We start from the raw sequence: 21133 nt of genomic DNA on the forward strand, positions 1-21133 counted from the left end.
AGGAGAATTTTCAGGATGTTCAATAAAACTGACATGGCTAAGAGTGGTGATGAGAAAAAACGTAATGCGTTGATGACATCAACCAAAATTTTCGATCGCAAAATCAAACCATTAGCGGGTGCTAACACGGCCACAAATCAGGATAGACAGCATATCTTGGGATATTTTAAACGGCTGAGTTTAGAAACAAAAGCAACAATTTTAGCGATCGCCATCAGTACCATACCAGCTTTAGCGATCGGTGCGATCGCCTATAATTTGGCGAATAAATCTCTCACGAAACAAATTACTCAAGGGCAAACGGCTGAAGCTATCGGTTTAGCAGATAAAGTTAACCGCTTTATGGCGGAAAGATATAGAGATATTCAAATACTCTCTAACTTGCCTTTGTTGACTAATAACAACTTTACAAGAAGTGGCAATATCCCAGAAAAGCAAGCTTTACTAGATAAAATCCTCTCGGCTTATCAAAGTTACGATAGTATTGCTATCTTTGATAATGATGGCGATTTGATTATCCAATCTTCAGGGGTTCCGCTAGATAATCAAAAAGCCAGTACTTATTTTCAAGAAACCCTCAACAAAAATACTGCGGTTATTAGTCAGCCCGATCAAAATTCTAGTATTTATCTAGCAGCACCGATTAAAGATCCAGTTACAGGTAGAACGCTTGCGGTAGTCAGAACTAGCCTCCCAACTAAAGCTTTAGCAAACATCATCAAAAACTCTGGTGTTAATGGTTATCAATATGCTTTGTTAGATAACTCCGGCAAAGTTTTCTTAACTTCCCAAAACCAATTATTAGGAAAAACGGCGAAAACTGAGTATCCTGTTTTAGCTAGAATTGCCGGCACAACTACCAATACTGTAACGACAGGCACACAAAGTCATCAACAACAATTAATTACTTACGTCACACCACAAAAAACTGCCGATTTACCAAACTTAAACTGGGCAGTCTTACTAGCTACCGATACGGCAATTTTATATGGTACTCAACGACAATTGTTGTGGATTGTGAGTATTGGTACAGTTGTCATCGGAATTATTGTAGCAGCGATCGCCGCTTGGATTGCCAAACGCACTACACAGCCAATTTTGAAGGCGACAGCTGCTCTGGCCAAACTCGGACAAGGCGAACTCAACACCCGCCTCGCCTCGGAACGAGAAGACGAATTAGGCGTATTGAGTGCCAATATTGATCAGATGGCAGCGCAATTACAGGTGTTAGTCAACGAAAAAGCCGAAATTGCCCAGAGCAAAGCTATCATTCAACTAACTTCCACAGACGAACAGCCAACACACGCAGCCTTACAATTGCAACTTCTCGAACTGCTAAATGATATAGAAGGTGCAGCCAGAGGAGATTTAACTGTTCGTGCTGACGTAACAGATGGGGAAATTGGCACTGTTGCTGACTTTTTCAACTCTATTGTTGAGAACTTACGCGATATCGTCACCCAAGTTAAACAAGCAGCCACCCAAGTAAATACTGCCATTGGTTCTAACGAAACTGCTATTCGTCAACTGGCAGAAGAAGCACTGGTGCAAGCTGAAGAAATTAACCGCGCCTTAGATGCTGTTGATAACATGACGCGTTCGATGCAGGCGGTTGCTAATAATGCCGAACAAGCGGCAACTGTCGCTAATAATGCTGCCCAAAACGCTTCCAAGAGTGAAGAGGCGATGTATTTAACAGTCCAAAACATCCTCTCTTTGCGGGAAACCGTTGGCGAAACTGCCCAGAAAGTCAAACGTTTAGGAGAATCTTCGCAACAAATTTCTCGTGTAGTGTCCTTAATTAATCAAATTGCCATGCAAACCAACTTACTCGCCATCAACGCTGGTATAGAAGCCGCGCGGGCTGGTGAACAAGGGCAAGGTTTTGCTGTGGTAGCCGAAGAAGTAGGTGAGTTAGCAGTCCGTAGTGCTGCAGCCACCCAAGAAATTGAACAAATTGTCGAGAACATTCAACGAGAAACCAGTGCCGTTGTCCAAGCGATGGAAGTTGGTACTACCCAAGTCGGCGAAGGTGCGCGGGTAGTAGAAGCAGCCAAACAAAATCTCGGGCAAATTTTTGATGTTTCCCGGCAAATTGATTCTCTAGTACAGTCTATTTCTTCTGCAACCGCATCCCAAGTGCAAACATCGCAAACTGTTAGTTTATTGATGAAAGATATCGCTGCTATTTCTCAGCGCACCAGCGATTCTTCCAGCGTAATTTGCCAATCTCTCAAAGAAACTGTAGAGATTTCTCATAAGTTGCAAGAGACTGTTGAGACTTTTAAAGTTAGTTGAATAATTATCCCAATTCAAAAGTCAATAGTAATGAGAATATTGACTTTTAAAAATTAACTATTGATTAAATAATAAAAACAATGTCACCAGATAAAGAATTAGAAATCCAGATGCAATTTCTGGAAGAAGCAACAGATTACCTCAATACTTTAGAGGGAGTCTTGCTGGAAATCGACACCAGCCATCACATAGATTTAGAAAAAATTAATGGCGCACTCCGCGCTGCCCACTCAATTAAAGGTGGCGCGGCGATGATGGGATTTCGGGTGTTAAGTGATTTAGCACACCGTTTAGAAGATGCTTTTAAGGTTCTCAAAACTAGAAAAAGCTCTCTAGAAATTGACCAACAATTGCAAAGTTTACTGCTTTCGGCAATTGATTGGATGCGCCAAATTGTGGATTTGTTATCGACAGAAAGTGTCATTGAAGAACAGTGGTTAACTAGTTTTTGTTATCCAGTTTTTGACGAATTACATCAACGTTTAGGTGATCCTACACCGGAAGATGCGACCACAATGTTATCCCCAGAAGATGGGCAAAGTATTATTCCTTTATTATTTGAAACTGAAGTCGAAGGTTGTTTGCAACGTTTAGAATCTGTTTTAGCAGATAGTCAACAGCCTTGTTTGCAAGAAGAAGTTGCTATTATGGCGGCGGAATTAGGCGGTTTAGGAGAAATGTTGCAATTGTCAGCGTTTACCCAACTGTGTGATTCTATCAAACGCTGCATCGAATTTGCTGCGCCAGAACGCGTTCCAGCAATTGCCCAGATAGCATTGCAAACATGGCGGCGATCGCAAGCTTTAGTATTAACCAATCAACTCGATAATTTACCAAGAGCAATTGAACTCAGTTCAGTTAATACTTCAACAAGTTATAACCAAATTGAGCCATTGTCAACTGCCGAAGCTATTGCTCAATTCCTCGCTACAGATAACGGTGTTAACCAAGAAATAGAATTAGCAGCAATACCTGTTGTTCAGCAAGAAGAAGAAATATATGTTAGTAATTTTCTCCCTTTAGAAGCGGAGATTAATCATAACATTAATTCGGTTAGTTTGCCGGAAATTAACACAATCATTGCCGAACACAAAAACGAACCAATTAGTAACGGCAAAGACCGCGAACCTTCAGAAAATACAGTCCGAGTTCCTAGCAAACATCTAGAACAAATTAATGATTTGTTTAGCGAACTGATTGTTCAAAGAAATGGTCTACATTCACAACTGGAAAAATTACGCAAACTCTCCCGCCATCTTAGCCAGAAGGTGCAAAATCTTGATAGAGAAAATCAAGAACTACGCATGGCATATAACAGAGTTATATCCGCAAATGCGCGCCAAAATAATGGCATATACCAAGACGAAAATCTAGCAGGAAATAATTCATTTTCAACTCAGCACTCTATAAACACTCAGCACTCTCTCGAAGAAATTAATTTGCGATCGCAAGATATAGTTGAAACAATTGTCCAGGTGCAAGAAGTCTCCACCGATATTCAATTAAGTGTAGACGATGCCGATTTAATTGCTCGCAAATTAAACAAAACATCCAAACAATTGCAAACAAAGCTCAATCAAGTGCGGATGCGGCCAATTTCCGAATTAGTGGAGCGTTTTCCTCGAGCTATCCGCGACTTAAATGTAGAATACGGTAAAAATGTCCAGTTAAAAATTGAAGGTGGGAATACTTTAATAGAACGTAGCATTTTAGAAGCATTAAATGACCCTTTAATGCACCTATTAAGAAATGCTTTTGATCATGGCATTGAAGAATCAGCCACACGCCGCAGCTTAGGTAAACCAGAACAAGGATTAATCGAAATTCACGCCACTCACCGCAGCAATCGGACAATTATTACCATGCGCGATGATGGACGCGGTATTTCTTTAGAAAAAATTCGCTCTCGCGCGATCGCAATGGGTATAGATAGTTCATTATTAGAAAGTGCCAGTGACGATGAACTACTTTCGCTAATTTTTGAACCAGGGTTTAGCACCTCCGAAAAAGTCACCGCCTTATCTGGCCGTGGTGTGGGAATGGATGTGGTACGCAACAACCTCAAACTCGTGCGCGGTGATATCACAGTCGATACCGAACCTGGGGTTGGCACAACTTTTACCTTATCAGTACCGTTTACTCTTTCTGTGGCGAGGGTGCTGTTAGTCGAAACCAGTAAAATATTGCTGGCATTTCCTACAGATGTGGTCTCAGAAATATTTTTACTCCAGAGCGATCGCATTATCTCAATGGGAGGTGGCGAAGTTCTCAATTGGCAAGGTACAATGCTGCCATTGATTCGCCTGGGTCAATATCTGCAATTTAATTGTCCCCGCTATGACAGTCCCGAACTAGAAACTCCCGCCGCCATTAACGCTAGCAGCGTCTTAATAGTCAAAGGTAACAATCAAACCGTCGCTATCCAAGTAGACCGTTGCTGGGGTGAACAAGAAGTAGCCATCCGTCAAGTCGAAGGTAATATCCCCCTACCAGAAGGCTTTAGTAACTGTACAATTCTCGGTGATGGTCGAGTTGTTGCCTTAGTGAGTGCTAACGAATTACTCTATTGGATTGCTACCAATCAAAATACCCCGAAAAACAATCAATTACCCTCAGTTAGGTTAAAAACACCGTTCCTGTTTGTTGACAGCGAAAAATTAGCAGCCTTACCTCCCAAATCAAAAGGCAAGATTTTAATTATTGATGACTCAATAAATGTTCGCCGTTTTTTAGCACTCACCTTAGAAAAAGGTGGTTATCAAGTAGAACAAGCAAAAGACGGCCAAGATGCCTTAGAAAAATTAGAAACCGGCTTGCAAATCGCTGCCGTAATTTGCGATATTGAAATGCCTCGTCTTGATGGTTACGGATTTTTAGGAAAAGTCAAAAACAGCGTTGATTTAAAAAATATACCCGTAGCAATGTTAACATCGCGCAGTAGCGATAAACACCGACAGATGGCTATGCAGCTAGGCGCGGAAGCATATTTTTCTAAGCCTTACAACGAGCAAGAGTTACTCCACACTCTAGAAGAACTCATTGGTAATGTAGCAGAAACAGCCGCCTCTAATTAAATCGACAACCTACTGTCTTGCCATTTTCCGGCATTGCTGATTAGTGGGATGTTTTTTGTTTCGCGCAAAGGCAAGGCAGCGCGTTGGGCGGCTCTGCCGACTTGAAGCGACTGCCGCGCAAAGGCGCGAAGAATCAATATTTTATTTTTGTTAAACATCTCAATTCATCCCGCATTTATGCAACGCCCCATTTTCCCAGCGGATGGCTGGGAAAACTTATTTATATGAATATCGTTAAGATGCATAATACATTACTAGTAAGCTGTTAGATATACAGCAGAATTCAGGAGTCAGGAGTCAGAATTCCAGGGTAAATACTCTCTATACCTAGCTTGGAGGATTAAATTTTGTACTTCACTTAGTTGAAATATGCTGTGAGTAGAACAGTTTTCACCTATATTTCAACTACGATATTCGGGAAGACAGATCACCATAATTAAATCTCTAGCGTTGTTTTTACTAGAAAAAAGTTATGTTTGTTACATTTTTTGCAAGATAGTTAGTTTAAATTTAATACCAACTTTATTGGTATAATTTTTGCTGCATTCTTCCTTCGTTAACATGGTTTCGTAATCCATGTATCTGTGCTTACTTTGTCTTTAAAGTAGATGTGGTAAAGTGTCTAATCTACTAATTAGTGATAAACTTCTACAAATCTAATCTCAGTATGGCAGAGCAATCAGATTTTTTATCGAATTTATCCGATTTTCTGTATCCACGTAGTTGCTATTATGGTCAGTTTAGACCGGAATATTTAGTTTTTAATGCTAACTTACAAGAGTTCGCTCAACGAGTCAGCTACATCAGTAATCTACAAACAAATGGCAAGCTTTCCCCAGAAGAAGCTTATCAGCAAATTAAGGCTTTATGGAAACAGTTGAAACGTGCTAGAAAACAACTGGAAATTAATCCTTTATTGGATAGAAATAGTTCTGAAGAAATCGATATCAGAGACTAGGAACTAAAGGCTAGGGAATAGAGACGAATATTTCTTAATCTGCGTTTTTCTACTCAGTTATTCACCAGAAAATTTTCCAAATCAACATGAGAAAGTCTCTTCTCTAACCTCTAGTCAATAGTCTTTATTTCAACTCAAGGCTAATCTTATCCCAAATAACTAGGTTCTTTACCAGATGTCCATTTAATATTGCATCCAACACTCGGCTTTTGTTCGTTTGTAATCGATTTACCAGCTAATATCGCCTCAATAGCAGCGCGTAAATCTGCACCTGTTACTGGTTTACCATTACTGGGACGGCTATCATCAAGCTGTCCACGATACACAAGTTTAAGTTCTGCATCAAATAAGAAAAAATCAGGAGTACAAGCTGCTGTATAAGCTTTTGCTGTCTCTTGAGTTTCGTCATAACATAGAGGAAATTGAAAATCTAATTCTGTGGCCATGACTTTTAATGAGTCTGGTGCATCATCAGGATAATTTTTCGCATCGTTGGCACTGATAGCCACAATTCCTAAATTACTATTTGTATAATCTTTGCCTAATTGTGATAATTCTCGTTGGATATGTTTAACAAATGGACAATGCCGACAAATAAACATTACTAACAGTGCTTTTTTATCTGTAAAACTAGCAAGAGAAATTTCCTCACCAGATACTACTTCTGGTAGATGAAAATTTGGTGCTTGAGTGCCTAAAGACAACATTGTTGAAGTAGTTAAAGCCATAATTCACCTACAACTTTTAACCAGAAAAATACCATAAAATTCCTATAAATATAGAGGCAGGAAATTTCCCGCCTCTATGAATGTGTGAAAAAAATTGCGTTTTTAAAATTTAATTGTTACAGGCCGGTTAACAAACCAAAAATGCCATGTCCTGTTAATACTTCTAATACTATGAGCGAGATAAACCCAATCATTGCTAAACGACCATTGAGCAGTTCTGCATAGGCTGTGAATCCAGTGCGATCGCCTTGTTCATCTACATAAACTCTCGGCTCAACTGCAAAGTTATTCATTTTGCCCTGATCATCAACAATAGCACCATTACTACGCATGAAAATTTCCCCACTTGCTTTCGCCTGTTAAGAATTGTAACAGTAAAAATAAACTTTTGTAAAGTATATGAGTCTGCCGAAAGATATATCATGAGGGATTGAGTTTTGAGCCGTGTTCCACAAACAGGCTATAATCCTCATTCCCCATCAGAGAAAGACCATGCAGCGATTCCGAGTAGAGGTTATTGCCAAAACACCAAACCCGCAGCAAGTAATTTATGCTGCAATGCACCAGGACTATACCGACGCGTTTGTGGTTGATGAGCGAGACTCATGGCCCTCGGAATCACAATGCGGCGAAGTCATCGTCAAGCGACTATTAGCAGGCGAACGAGGTCACTACGGGCCGCTAGAACATCCGCAAATTGTGTTTAACTGCGGTTATTTTCCTCACAGCGTTATGCAACAAGCGCGTACACATAGAGTAGGTGTATCTTTTGATGTTCAGTGTTTGTCAGCTAATACTGAAATTACTTTCGTGAACTGTAAAGGCGAAGCTAACCAAAAATTGAAAAAAACTATCGGAGAGTTATACGATCTCTGGACTAACGGGGAAAAAGCAATTCGTCTAAGGTCAATTCGCGGTAGAAATGGAGAATTACCCGGAGAATATCGACGCGACTGTAAAAAACGTCTTCGTAGAATGCACTTACGAGTACTTAATGAAGAAACTGGCTTGTTTGAAGTTGGACATATTCAGGATGTGATGTGCAGTGGAATTCAGCCAGTCTATCGATTAACTTTAGAAGATGGAAAGACTCTAGATTGTACTGTTAATCATCGTTTATTTACCTCAGAAGGCTGGCAGACAATGGGCGATGCTGTTGGCTTAGTTACCAATGATGATGGCAGTGTAGTCAAAATGACTAAACAATGTAATTTGATGTGTAATGGTCTGACAGTTGTAGGTAAAGGGCTTTACACGAGTAGAGAATGGCTGGAAACTCAAATTTCAAAAGGATTATCAACATTAGAAATTGCACAATTATCAGAATGTTCTGTTAACACTGTTAGAAGTTGGGCTGCTAGATATGGATTATCTTTAAATCACAAAGATAGTCAATTTCCTAAAGAACACAAGCCTTGGAACTACAACCCTGATCAGTCACTGGCATACGACTTTAATAATCTAGTGACTGTATGTAAGAATTGCCATGAAGATATTCATCAAAATAATCAAGAAGCTGAATTTGCTCAATCTTATAACCCAGTCATAGACACTGAGAATTGGCAGGCTAAACCAAAATCAGTCGGCAAAAAGTTACGGGCGCATCCTGTTAAAGTTAAGGATTTAGAATACCTGGGACAACAAATGACCTACGACTTAGAAGTTGAAGGTGATTGGCATAATTTTGTCGCTAATGGTGTAGTTGTTCACAATTCATTTAGGTATACTGGCAATCAGTTTATACAAGTATTGGAAGGTAAGAAAGATATAGAAGATGTCTTTTACCTGCGGCCTGTCGGACATTACACAGATAGACAAGGCAAAAAATATTACTACTCTCCTGAGCAACGCGCGGCAGATTTAGAATGGTGTCGGGAAGCAGCGAAGCGATATGCAGATAAATTCCAATCTGGGATGTCTGAGGAACATGCTAGAGGGATAGTGCCGTTTGATTATCGCCAACACTTTGTAGTTAGCTTCAATGTGCGGTCATTTTTACATTTTTGCGACCTGAGAAATAAAAAAGATGCTCAATTAGAAATTCAAAAGCTGTGCGAATTAATGTGGCCACATTTTGCAGAGTGGGCGCCAGCCATCGCCATCTGGTATGAAAAGCAGCGTTTAGGCAAAGCTAGATTAGCACCTTAAAACTAGGGGTGTAGGGGTGTAAGGGGAAGAATTTTACTCCCTTACACCCATCTTAATTACGCCGGATAAATCCTTAAGCGACGATTAGGTTCTTCGCCGAAGCTATGGGATTTGAGGCGATAGTGTTCTACCAACTCATGCTGCATTTTGCGGACTTGGGGAGAACGGGGCAGTAACTCCACGGGCTGTCCTTTGGGAATGACAATTTGCTCGACAGCAAGTCTGGCTTCTTCTAGGGCATCAATTTCGTCATCACTACCACTGTGCAAGAAAAGTTGCAATTCGCGGTCATCAGCGATTTCTGGGTCGTCGATGTTAAGCAAGCGTCTCAAACCACGGGTAATTTGCGGAATGGTGCTAGCTTTAATCATGTGGATAGGTACATGACGGGCTTTGGCCATTTGCCTCAATTTAGCGTGGTTTTTGACGTGCGATCGCAACGCTAAAATTGCATCTGCACTATCAATGTCTTTTGTCAAGACTACAGGCAACGTCAACACATTAATTACCTGTTCTAGTTGGTGACGGCTGACTCCATAAGGGTAAACGTGCAACGGCAAATCTTCACCGTTTGGCCCAGCATTCTTGCTAGCAGCAAAATCAATGGTGTCTGAGTAGTTAAAAGATTCATCCAGCAAGCGTTCAAACTCGCTTTGTCCAACCTTTTCTCGCTCTAAAGTTAATGGTGGCAAAGCTACCATTTGTCCTGATGAGCGCCAACCGCCAGATGTGCGTCCCGAGGAGAAAGAATCTTCCCCACCGCTGGCTAATTGCTGTCCACCGCCACGGCCATTGACCACCGATAGCTGCCGAGTAATAGCGACTTTGCCGTTATCGTCCACAGTGCGCGTTTGTGGGCTTGGTTGTCTGCCGCGCAATAAAGTGTCTACCGTGTCAGCAACACTTTCATGGACTACCCAACGCTGTCGTTCTAACATTTCTACAGCAATCTCGAAGGTGGGAGGTGCTTTGCGTTCTAACACCGTCTTTTGCGAACCGCGCCTTCTTGCCTCATCGTCTCCCAAGGTCACAGCCTGAATCCCCCCAACCAAATCAGACAGGGTAGGGTTTTTAATCAGGTTTTCAATTTGGTTCCCGTGCGCCGTACCTACTAATTGCACACCGCGTTCGGCAATAGTACGAGCTGCTAAGGCTTCCAGTTCTGTGCCAATTTCATCAATAACAATGACTTCTGGCATATGGTTTTCCACTGCCTCAATCATGACTTGATGCTGAAGTTCTGGATGAGCTACTTGCATTCGTCTAGCGCGGCCAATGGCAGGGTGGGCAACATCACCATCCCCAGCGATTTCGTTGGATGTGTCAATAATGACCACTCGCTTATGCAGATCATCCGCTAACACACGGGCGATTTCCCGGAGGGCGGTAGTTTTACCTACACCTGGACGACCCAGCATGAGGATGGATTTACCAGTTTCTACCAAATCACGGATCATCCCAATAGTGCCGAATATGGCACGGCCGACACGACAGGTTAAGCCAATAATTTTGCCATTGCGGTTGCGGATAGCACTGATGCGATGCAAAGTTTGCTCAATTCCTGCTCGATTATCTCCGCCAAAGGTTCCGACTCGCTGAATACAATCATCAATTTGTGCTTGAGTTACGGGTGTTTCGCTCAGATACTCAGCTTGATTAGGAAAGCGAGCTTCTGGGCGACGACCCAAATCCAAGACCACTTCCACTAAACTATCTCGTTGAGGATGACTTTCTAGAACTTGTCGCAAGTCTTGGGGCAAGATGTCTAATAACTTTTGGAGATCGTCTTTAATCGTCATGCTTTCTAATGTGACGTTTTGAGAGATAACGAACGAGCGATTACGCTCCTGCTATGACTTGAGCTGGGAAACGAGAGAATGGGCAAGCTCTACAGCTTCCCAGAGTAAGTCTGGTTGTTCTTCCAGGCGGACAGTCGCTTTGACATTGGTGTTACTCACCTCCTTATTCTCTAACTGCTCGAGAATTGGCGACAGCAATACACGGGCGTAGCTTCCGTAGGCGATTCCAGCGATAGAGTGATGAGAATAAGACTCAGCACTCAGCACTTTCAACTCAGCACTTCTGAGGAGTCCCATTGCTTTTAACTTAGCAACGGTGTAGCTATTAGTGCCACCTGCTAACTGCACATATCCCGGTAACTTTGCTGACAAAACTTTCTGCCCTAATTTGACTGCGGCTAGAGTGGTGCCATCTCCAATATCACCACTCATAGGGCGACCGTCGGTCTGCCAAATTAAGGTATGAGGGCGTGGATTTATCAGTTCATAAATCGCTCGTAAATAGTCAATCAGGCCTTCACCATCAGGACAGCTGATAGCTAGTACCTTGAGTTGTTCAGCCCACGGTGCAATTACTTGCCATAATCTGTGAAATTCTGCCAACCGACCTACTTTTGTGTGAATTTCTACGGCATCGACTCCTGCTGACATCACCATTGGCGCGATCGCCTGTGGTGTTGACATATATGAGCTAGTATAAATTCTATCGTATGGACATAGTGGTATGCAACGACCACAACCGTAACATTTCTGAGATTCAACTCCCGAAAAATTATCTTGGCGGCGATGAAATACTATAGCCTGTGCCGGACAAACCTTTTCACAAGGTCTGGGACAATTTACAGGACACAGTGTCGGGTCAAACTCGGCTTTGCGAAAATGGGGATCTTCGCCATCATTCAAGCTGATCATGAGAAAGGGCAAATTACCTTTGTAGCTAAAGCCTCGTTGTTGAGCTTCCTTAGCTAGGGTTGGGGCTACTTGCAGTGCTGCTTGCGCGGCTGCAATCACAGCGGGATCTGCTGCCACATCTATGCAATCAGCACCAGCCAATGTATAGGCTAATGTTAAACTTCTGACGGCGGGCAGATGTTGGTAGCTGGCTCCACAGATGAGCTTGAACCAGCTAGCTTGTTTCAATGAGTGTAAGGGGACGAACAGATCAGTCACATCTCTATTATGCTTTTATGTAACTGAAAATAGTAGTCTTTAATGAATAAAAATTTTAGTTTCATGAATATTTGTCTTGAGTTCCCAGGCTTACACTTTTGAGAGTGGTTGTCAACCTGCTACTGCAAAAGATTCTCTAATTTCTGTAAAGCGATGGAAAAATTTAATAATCTTGATAATTTTTATTCCTCTGGATGGGTTGTCAAGATGGCTATTGAGTTAACTTGACAGGAATGATAATTGTAAACTCTGTACCTTGCCCTGGTGAAGAAGCACAGCTAATTTTACCTTGATGTTTGTGTACGATAATTTGGTAACTAATAGATAATCCTAGCCCACTACCTTGACCGACAGGTTTTGTGGTAAAAAATGGGTTAAATATCTGTGATTGCAAAGATTGGTCTATGCCAGGGCCGTTATCAGCGATCGCAATCTCAACATTATCAGGATCAATTAGTCTTGTGCGAATGTGAATTTTGGGGGCTGGGAGTGGATATTGTTGCGCTATTTTCCACTCGTGATCAACAACACCAGTATTGATAGCGTCAATGGCGTTATTTAAAAGATGCATCAAAACTTGGTTTAGTTCGCTGACATAACAAGTCACTAAAGGCAAGTCTGCATAATCTTTAATGATAGAAATTTCCGGACGATGATCTGTATATTTGAATCGGTGTTGTAACATGATCAAAGTACTGTCAATACCTTCGTGAATATTCACAGTCTTGATTTGTGCTTCCTCATGTCTGGAAAAATTTTGTAAAGCCACTACAATTTCTCGAATGCGATCTGCACCTCGATACATCGCACTCATCAAATCTTGTAAATCATTCATGACATAGTTTAAATCTACGTCTTTCACCATTTTTTGAATCTTCGCAGGCGGTTCTGGATATTCTTGCTGATAGGTTTCGATGATTTTCTTTAAGTAGTCTACATATTGACTAGCATAGAGAAGATTACCATAAATAAAACTAATGGGATTATTCACTTCATGGGCGATTCCGGCGACTAATTGTCCTAAAGCTAGCATTTTTTCATTTTGGATTTGCTGCATTTGTGCTGCTTTTAATTTATCCAAAGCTTCTTGTAACAACAAATTCTTTTCTTGCAGCGTCACTTGCAGTAAATGTAAATTAATTTGATTTTTAATTCGAGATATGACTTCCGAACCGTGAAACGGTTTTGTAATATAATCTACACCACCAACATCAAAAGCTTTAACTTTATCTAAAACATCATCTAAGGCACTAATAAAAATGACTGGGACTGAACAAGTGCGTTCGTTAGCTTTTAACTGCTGACAAACTTGGTAGCCATCCATATCTGGCATATTAATATCTAGCAAAATTAAATCTGGTAAAAGTGTTAAACAGGCAGTTAAAGCCATTTTGCCGTTTAACGCTTTCCGAACTTCAAAACCTTGCGATGTTAACATAGCCGATAATAACCGTAAGTTATCTGGCGTATCATCGACAACTAAGATATTGCCTTTGTATTTATCTTTTGTATATAAATTCATTGGAAAAATTAAAATAAGTTTTATAAATATAGTTTAAAATAAAAAGATGTTTTAAATTTGCTACCACTGCGGTGCTGTGGCTATTAATTTAAGCACAGCTTGTTGTTCTAAAGGTCTAGAAAAAAGATATCCTTGGGCAAAATTACAGTTGAGTTTTTTGAGTTTTGCTAATTGTTCTTGGGTTTCTACACCTTCAGCAATTACAGTGATATTCATAGATTCAGCAATGCTAATGATAGCTGGTACAAGTCCCATATTTTCTTGATTAAATTGCATTCTACTAATAAAAGATTTATCAATTTTGAGCGAATTTAAGGGGAAGCTATGAAGGTAACTTAAAGAAGAGTATCCAGTCCCGAAATCATCCATAACTAACTTGATTTTACGTTTTTTTATTTGTTCAATGATTGTTCTGACTAAGTGATTATTTTCCATAATGACGCTTTCAGTAATTTCTAATTCTAAGTTAGACGGGTTAACTTTAGTTTCATAAATAATTTGGTCGATTTGGGAAATTAAGTTAGGCTGATTAAACAGCTTGGCACTTAAATTAACGCTGATGGTTAAATCTTCTGGTACAAATGAGTGCGTCTGCCAAGTATTTAGTTGATGACAAGCTGACTGCAATACCCACATATCAATCGCATTAATTAAACCTGTTTCTTCTGCAACTGGCATAAATTCGCTAGGGAGTATTAAGCCCCGAACTGGATGTTGCCAACGCACAAGTGCTTCAAATCCAGAAATTTTTCCTGTACGGAGTGAAACAATTGGTTGATAATATATGATAAATTCTTGTCTTTCGATAGCCCGACGCAGGTCATTTTCTATTTCTAGAAGTTGAATTGCTTCGAGATGCATAATTGGGTCAAAAATGTTATATCGAGCTTTACCTAAAGCTTTAGCTCTATACATAGCTGTGTCAGCATCACGCAATAAATACTCTGGTTTTTCATAGTGTTTATTACCCCAATTAATGCCAATGCTAGCATTCATAAATACTTCGTATCGGGATAATTTAAATGTAATAGAAAATTGTTGCAGAATTTTTTCTGCAATTTGAATAGCTGAACTAATATCTGTGAGATTTTCTACAAGAATGCCAAATTCATCACCGCCTAATCTGGCTAAAGTATCACTGGAATTTAGGCAGGATTGCAGGCGGTGAGAGATGGCGATGAGTAATTCATCACCTACAAGATGTCCTAAAGAATCATTGACAACTTTGAAGCGATCGCAATCTAAATACAGCACAGCAAACTGATAATTAGCATTTTGTTTGGCGAGATTGAGAGCTTTGCCTAATCGTCGAATAAATAAAACTCGATTTGGTAATCCTGTCAAAGAATCATGTAAAACTATATCTAGTAATTTATCTTGCAATTGTTGACGGGAAGCGATTTCTCGTTGGAGTTTTTGCAGGGCGTTTTCTAACTCCCAAGTTCGATGCTTGACTCTTTGTTCTAGTTCACTATTAAGTCTAATTATTTCTAGCTTTGCTGTTCTTAGAGCCAGTTGATTTTGCACCCTAACCACAACTTCTTCAAACTCAAAAGGTTTAGTAATATAATCTACTGCTCCTAATCTAAACGCTTTGACTTTATCAAAAACATCATCTAAAGCACTAATAAAAATTACCGGAATATCTGCTGTTAAATCCCATGCTTTAAAACGTTGACAAACTTCATACCCATCGACTTCCGGCATCATAATATCAAGTAAAATCAGATCCGGTAGGACTGTTTGACAAGCCGTCAAAGCCATTTGCCAATTTAAAGCTTTGCGAACGTTATACCCTTCCCTAGTCAGCAGTGAAGATAAAACTCGCAAATTGTCTGGTCTATCATCAATGATTAAAATATCTTGTTTCTCAAGATTTAACTGCTGGTAGTTCATGATGCCTTCGTTCTAGTCAATTCCATAATTTTCTCAAACTGATAATTAGTTGCTAAATCCCTGAAAACCCAGAAAAGTTGACTTTTGTCTGATGGTAGTTCAGCAAGCAAATCTAAAATCAGATCGTCGCTACAACTGGCTGCGGCATGATAAACTCGCATTTGCCAGTCGTATGGCATCTGGGATATGCACCTCAAAATGTCGGAATTGCTGGCTAAAACTTCTAATTCTTGATTAGCATTTATATTATTGTTATTTGCTAGCTTGTTGATATATCTTATCCCCAAATGTTGACTGAGTTTTTCTAACAGCACTTCTGGAGTGAAAGGTTTACGAATAAAATCATCACAACCATTGGCTAAGATTTGTTGGCGTTCTTCGTCAAAGGCACTGGCGGTAAGTGCAATAATCACGGTATGAGCCACAAAAAAGCGATCGCTCACACTCTCCACAACAGGCTTAGTCATTGTTAACGCTTGAGGCAAAGATGTTACCGTTGGCTTGCTGCCACAGGGAAATAGCGGCACAGAACAAAAAGATTGGTGCTTTTGTAAAGTTACTGCTGCATTTACCTGATTGATAGGCAATACTTTTGTATCGTGAGATAAAACCTCAGTAGTTGCCGATTGTTGTTTACAAGCAGGGACTAAAGTTTCTGGAGATGTCTGTTTTAAATTAGTGACTGATGAAATTGGTTGTGTATTAACAAACACAGGCTTGACATGGAAATTTTTCTCTTTGCGATTCTGGGATCTGAATGCTGAGAGTTCGATTTCTTTGGCTTTGATGATTCTTGTAGCTTCGTAACCATCCATCACAGGCATTCGCATATCCATGAAAATTAAGTGTGGTTGCCATTGTTGCCATAATGCGATCGCCTCATGCCCATTTGTGGCTTCACACACCGCAAAACCCATAGATTTAAGTAATTTCATCAATAATAAACGACTTTCAAAGACATCATCCACCACCAAAATGCGATACTCAGCCTGTCCTGGTGCTAAACCAACAATTTGGCGGGGAATTTTGGGAATAGCAACTTCACTAGCTGAGACTAAAGCAACTTCAATATTGAAGGTAAATTTACTACCTACACCAACACCACTACTAACAGTAATATCGCCCCCCATCAGTTGCACATATTTACGGCTAATTACTAAACCTAGCCCTGTTCCCTGTTGCGATTTCCTACCGATTTCTGTTTGGCGAAAAGCTTGAAACAACAAGCCTAGTTCATGGGATTCAATACCCGCACCTGTATCTTGTACCTCAAAAATCAGGGAGTGAGAACAAGAAACAGGACAAGGGGCTGGGGAAAGAGGGGAAAAAACTTCTGTTTGTTCGCCAATGCTGACACGCAACTTTACACTGCCTGTATTCGTAAATTTAATTGCATTGCCGAGAAGATTAAGTAACACTTGACGGAGTTTACTTTCATCTGTTTGTACATATTGCGGTATGTCTGGTGCATATTCAAAGATTAGTTGTAAGCCTTTAGCGATCGCACGTAAGACTAACATCTCCTGAAGGCTGTCTAACATAGCTATTAAGTCAAAACTACTAACATTTAAAGTAGTTTTTTCTGCTTCGATTTTTGATATTTCTAAAACATCATTGATTAAGTTGAGTAGATGTTCACCAGCACGATTAATAATTGCTAAATTTTGCTGATTTTCGCCAGATAGACTATTGTCATAGTTCATCACTTGGATAAAGCCAAGAATGACATTGAGGGGTGTCCGCAATTCGTGGCTTAAGTTGGACAGAAATTCACTTTTGGCATAGTTAGCTTGTTCGGCTACTTGTTGCTTATTGGCTGATATTTCCTGAGATTGAATTAATGACTCCAAAGATGTTGCCGAGGCTTGCAATTGCTGGGACATGACTTGAAATGACTCGGCTAACTCTTGTAGTTCATCCGAGCTTTGAATTGCTGGAAGTGGCTCATATTCACCAGCAATAATTTTTTTGGCGGCTTGATTGAGTTGACCGATTGGTTGAATTAAGCAACAAGTTGTCACTAGGCTAATTAATGTCAGCAGTACAAAGGTAATTACATATAACAGAATATTTAGTTGAGAGTTGACAGAGGTTTTGATTGGTAAATCTGCTTCGGCAACTGCTGTGACAATTAATAAATCCAGCCCTTGATCATCTTGCCAAGTTCTCACCTGAACAAAATAACGCTCTCCGGCATGAGTAAAATTAAATTTTTGTTGAGATTTGAGTAAATCAAGGCTACCAAAGTGTTGAATTAAATGTTTAGCTGTCAGATGAATTAGTTGATCGCGACTATTTAATGCCAGTTGGCGATTAGCAGAAATATGATGAGTATTAAATACTTGCTGATGATGACAAGCAGCAACAATTAGCCCTGAACGTTCTAAAATAAATGTTCTACTAAATCTTCCTAAAGGCAATTTGCTTAAAAAATCGTTAATTGCTGCTAGAGGTAAGGTAATACTCATAACTCCAACTAATTGATTGTTGCTGCTATAAAGCGGATAGTTGGAAGATATGGATAATACTTCTGGTTTATCTTGCCATTGATAAATTTGACTCCAAAGAGGCTTACCTAATTTGATAGTGTCTGCGTACCATGCTTCTAAGTGAGGATAATAATTTTCAATTTGTGGGAGTTGAGTCCAAGTTTGTTGTTTATTGGCTGTATACACAGATACTTTGCCTAAGCCAGAATTTGTTACACCTTGTTTGAGCAAAAGTGAACCGTCTTCTAAACGTTCTACACCAATAAACTCACCGTTAGGACTGGCAAAATTAATTGAACCTAGAGGAAACATCTGCATTTGTTTCCCAAAGTAGTTGCCGGTAGTTTTTAAGTCAGAAGGATTGAGTAAACCTAGCTGAATCACATCTTGATTGCTTCGATAGATTTGCTGAGGGATTTGGAAGTAATTATTTAGGTATTGCTCTATGCGATCGCCGATTTCATTTTCTAATCTATGCGCCAGCTGTTTAACATCAATTGGTCGATTTTGCAGCGATAAATAACTCACTACCCCCATCGCTACACTCATTTGCAATACAGAATTTGCCACTAAAACTAATTTGAGGGGCAGCTTGCCATAAGTTTGTCTAATTGCATTGTTGAGAGATTTGCCCAGATGAAATGTGAATAACATTGTTGTTTAACTTGTCCCCAACACCAATTTTGAAAAACGTTAGATACTTTTAGATGCAGCTTGATTTTAGGTTTAGGAATACTTACAACATTGAATACAACGCCAAAAATATTGTCTTTGTATCAAAATTTGCTTTATTTCGGTTGCATATACACATATCGCTAGCAGATTTGTTTTCGGCTAAATCCTTCAGCTTTGTTATAACACCTTAATTTAATTCCTTTAATCTAGAAATGTATCAAAATATATTTCCAGCACTGGTTTCCCACAATACAAGAGATTGTGACAAATATCACTTAGCTGGAAATTCTAGCCGATGCCGATCGCTCTGCACCGCAATTGGCTATTGTCAGAAACAGGGAACAAGCTTAACAGCCTGTTAAAATCAATCTTTTAGGATGTTTATTACCTAATTTAATAGCCAGAGCCACAGTTCAATTGTGGAGTTTCTTAGTGAGAGAATTACGAATAGAGAATAAGAAACAAAGACTTCTAAATCGGTTTTTTCTTCCCTCAAAATACGTAAGTATTACTATTAACCCTTTAGGAAATTTTTAGTTTTTATTTAATTAAGTGTAATTATCCTATGTCCAAAATTTTAATTTCGTCACCTACTTTTAAAATTTTTTCAGATGCTGATGTAGCTAATCGAGTATTGACGCTTAAGCGATAGAAATGATTAAAGCGTGATAAATTCACCCATGCTGGCAACGAAGCTTGTCGCTGTTGGACAAATATTTTCTGAAAGTTGGGATCAGCAACGGCTGAGTCCGGATGACGGGTGGGGACAACGCATCGCTGACAGGGATTTACCCCAAAAAACAGCACATCTCCAACAGCAAAAGTAACTACCTGATTGGACTGGGCAAATAATTGATCTTCCCAAAAAGCAGGTACATCAGCAATTTCCAGATTGGCACGCATCCGGCGACGCATTTGTTTTACATCTACATCAACAAACCAAGCTGCTACTTCTATTAAACTTGCCGTACTAATCACCGTTGGCCCAGGGGAGTTGGTATCATCAGGAAACCCCATCTGCCGATTCTGCACTAGTTGGACAGGAAACTCAAAAAAATCACTCAAAGTTACGGCAAGTGCTTGTTGTTCATGATCTAGATGAAAAACTTGCGGTACATCTTGATGAGGAATTTGTAGCGATATAGTTCTGTTGCGCAGGTTGAATTGCGATCGCAATACATGAATTTTGGGATGACGTTTGCCATTGACAAACTTGCCTTGTGCGTCAACAATGGCAAACTCGCGATCGCATTCTAATGCACCACTAGATAAAACTCTAGCTTGCGGAACTTCCACACCATCTAATGACTTAATCGGATAAATGACGATTTTAGCTAGGTGTGGCATGGCGCTATTTCAGTAGATCACAAAGTTATCGGTTAAGGCAGGGTGTAGGGTGTGGGGTGTGGGGTGTAGGGGAATAAAAGTTAATTAGCGTGAGTTCTCATCCTCAAAAAGCTATGATTGACCTAATTAGCCTTTAATCACACCAAAAAACGCGTATTTGTCACCTACACCCTGTTTTCACGAAAAAGTTTTCGGTCTACTGCATTTACTTAAGGATATAAAGGCGATTTATCAATGCCACCAATATGATTTAGCGGCCAAAAACGCATTACAGCCCGACCAATAATATTTTCTTTAGGTACTACACCCCAACAACGGCTATCATAGCTACTGTTGCGGTTATCCCCTAATACCAAGTAAGAATTTGGGGGTATGGTTTGCGGTTTGGATAAAAAAGCTGGCTGCTGCCCAGAAGTACAAACATCAACTACTGTACGTTGGTTGGCACTGAGATAATTTTCTTCTTCGAGAGGTTTGTTATTAATAAAAACTTTGCCATCCCTGAGTTCGACAGTTTCGCCAGGTAAACCAATTACACGTTTAATAAAGGCATCATGATATTGTTCTTTTTGCAGTTCATCGGTAGGTGAAAAGACGACAATATCTCCCCGTTGCGGGTTAGCAAACTTATACTTCAATTTATCAACAATAATCTTGTCTGCCTCCCATTGGTTCTGGGTTCCATGTAGAGTCGGTTCCATAGAGCCAGAAGGAATCCAACGCGCTTCGGCCACAAAAGTACGAATGCCTAAAGCTAGAACGATACTTAATACAACTGTTCTACCTAGCTCGGCGATCCAGGAATTATCGGGTTTTGGACTAGAGTTATTATCAGACACTTGATTTTGCATGAAATTACTGAAGTAAGGAAAAGTGTAATTAATTAACTGGCTCAGGGAAATTCTCTTTCCTAATCTTAACGATAAAATTAGATTTTCCTGATGGATGTCGGCATCTTCTCAGGCAGATTCATAAGTTAAAAATAAACTTTTTTTTAGTAAGCTGCAAAAATTTATCCCAGAGAACGCA

13 protein-coding genes and 3 pseudogenes are annotated in these 21133 nt (G+C 40.1%); 6 read left to right on the top strand and 10 right to left on the bottom strand.

Going from position 1 to position 21133, the window contains the following annotated elements; genetic code table 11:
* Positions 1-15: 15 nt before the first annotated feature.
* Both H6G69_RS11505 and H6G69_RS11510 read left to right on the top strand, forming a co-directional pair.
* Positions 16-2298 carry a methyl-accepting chemotaxis protein gene (locus tag H6G69_RS11505; RefSeq protein ID WP_190686178.1) on the top strand — a complete coding sequence of 761 codons (2283 nt, stop codon included), beginning with the start codon at positions 16-18 and terminating at the stop codon, positions 2296-2298.
* Between the two features lie 80 nt (positions 2299-2378).
* Positions 2379-5372, top strand: coding sequence for a hybrid sensor histidine kinase/response regulator (locus H6G69_RS11510; protein WP_190686181.1), 2994 nt, complete (start codon positions 2379-2381; stop codon positions 5370-5372).
* Here H6G69_RS11510 and H6G69_RS11515 read toward each other — a convergent pair.
* Positions 5369-5530 (bottom strand): hypothetical protein, encoded by a 162-nt coding sequence (locus H6G69_RS11515; RefSeq protein ID WP_190686184.1) that lies wholly within the window; start codon positions 5528-5530, stop codon positions 5369-5371. The genes H6G69_RS11510 and H6G69_RS11515 overlap by 4 nt on opposite strands.
* Before the next feature lie 509 nt (positions 5531-6039).
* On the opposite strand from H6G69_RS11515, the gene H6G69_RS11520 reads away from it, so the two are divergent.
* On the top strand, positions 6040-6330 hold the full coding sequence (locus tag H6G69_RS11520; protein ID WP_190686187.1) for a hypothetical protein: 291 nt from the start codon (positions 6040-6042) through the stop codon (positions 6328-6330).
* 146 nt (positions 6331-6476) lie between these two features.
* Here the strand turns inward: H6G69_RS11520 and H6G69_RS11525 are convergent, their stop codons facing one another.
* Positions 6477-7058, bottom strand: a complete 582-nt coding sequence (locus H6G69_RS11525) for a thioredoxin family protein (RefSeq protein WP_190686191.1) — start codon at positions 7056-7058, stop codon at positions 6477-6479.
* 116 nt (positions 7059-7174) lie between these two features.
* Positions 7175-7390: a chlorophyll a/b-binding protein gene (locus H6G69_RS11530; RefSeq protein ID WP_190686194.1), complete on the bottom strand. Its 216-nt coding sequence runs from the start codon at positions 7388-7390 to the stop codon at positions 7175-7177.
* A gap of 160 nt (positions 7391-7550) precedes the next feature.
* Between H6G69_RS11530 and H6G69_RS34650 the strand changes: the two are divergent.
* The 3 pseudogenes from H6G69_RS34650 to thyX all read left to right on the top strand — a co-directional run.
* Positions 7551-7838: pseudogene (locus H6G69_RS34650) on the top strand (FAD-dependent thymidylate synthase); the annotation flags it as partial.
* 30 nt (positions 7839-7868) lie between these two features.
* Positions 7869-8768, top strand: a pseudogene (locus H6G69_RS34655) (thymidylate synthase (FAD), intein-containing); the annotation flags it as partial.
* A gap of 3 nt (positions 8769-8771) precedes the next feature.
* Positions 8772-9206, top strand: a pseudogene (gene thyX, locus H6G69_RS34660) (FAD-dependent thymidylate synthase); the annotation flags it as partial.
* A 56-nt stretch (positions 9207-9262) separates the two neighbouring features.
* Here thyX and H6G69_RS11540 read toward each other — a convergent pair.
* The 7 genes from H6G69_RS11540 to lepB all read right to left on the bottom strand — a co-directional run bounded on the left by H6G69_RS11540 (position 9263) and on the right by lepB (position 20955).
* Positions 9263-11005, bottom strand: coding sequence for a R3H domain-containing nucleic acid-binding protein (locus tag H6G69_RS11540; RefSeq protein ID WP_190686199.1), 1743 nt, complete (start codon positions 11003-11005; stop codon positions 9263-9265).
* A gap of 51 nt (positions 11006-11056) precedes the next feature.
* Positions 11057-12175: a circadian clock protein LdpA gene (ldpA, locus tag H6G69_RS11545; RefSeq protein WP_190686202.1), complete on the bottom strand. Its 1119-nt coding sequence runs from the start codon at positions 12173-12175 to the stop codon at positions 11057-11059.
* A 211-nt stretch (positions 12176-12386) separates the two neighbouring features.
* Positions 12387-13697 carry a response regulator gene (locus tag H6G69_RS11550; protein WP_190686205.1) on the bottom strand — a complete coding sequence of 437 codons (1311 nt, stop codon included), beginning with the start codon at positions 13695-13697 and terminating at the stop codon, positions 12387-12389.
* A 60-nt stretch (positions 13698-13757) separates the two neighbouring features.
* On the bottom strand, positions 13758-15593 hold the full coding sequence (locus H6G69_RS11555) for a GGDEF domain-containing response regulator (RefSeq protein ID WP_190686208.1): 1836 nt from the start codon (positions 15591-15593) through the stop codon (positions 13758-13760).
* Positions 15590-18736, bottom strand: coding sequence for an ATP-binding protein (locus H6G69_RS11560; RefSeq protein ID WP_190686212.1), 3147 nt, complete (start codon positions 18734-18736; stop codon positions 15590-15592). Before H6G69_RS11560 ends, H6G69_RS11555 begins: the two co-directional genes overlap by 4 nt.
* A 579-nt stretch (positions 18737-19315) precedes the next feature.
* Complete coding sequence (locus H6G69_RS11565; protein WP_190686215.1) at positions 19316-20104, bottom strand: MOSC domain-containing protein; 789 nt, start codon at positions 20102-20104, stop codon at positions 19316-19318.
* A gap of 209 nt (positions 20105-20313) precedes the next feature.
* A complete protein-coding gene (gene lepB, locus H6G69_RS11570) occupies positions 20314-20955 on the bottom strand; it encodes a signal peptidase I (protein ID WP_190686218.1) in 642 nt (213 codons plus the stop codon).
* Between the last annotated feature and the right edge of the window lie 178 nt (positions 20956-21133).

Source organism: Nostoc sp. FACHB-110 (genome assembly GCF_014697425.1).
Lineage (GTDB): Bacteria > Cyanobacteriota > Cyanobacteriia > Cyanobacteriales > Nostocaceae > Nostoc_B.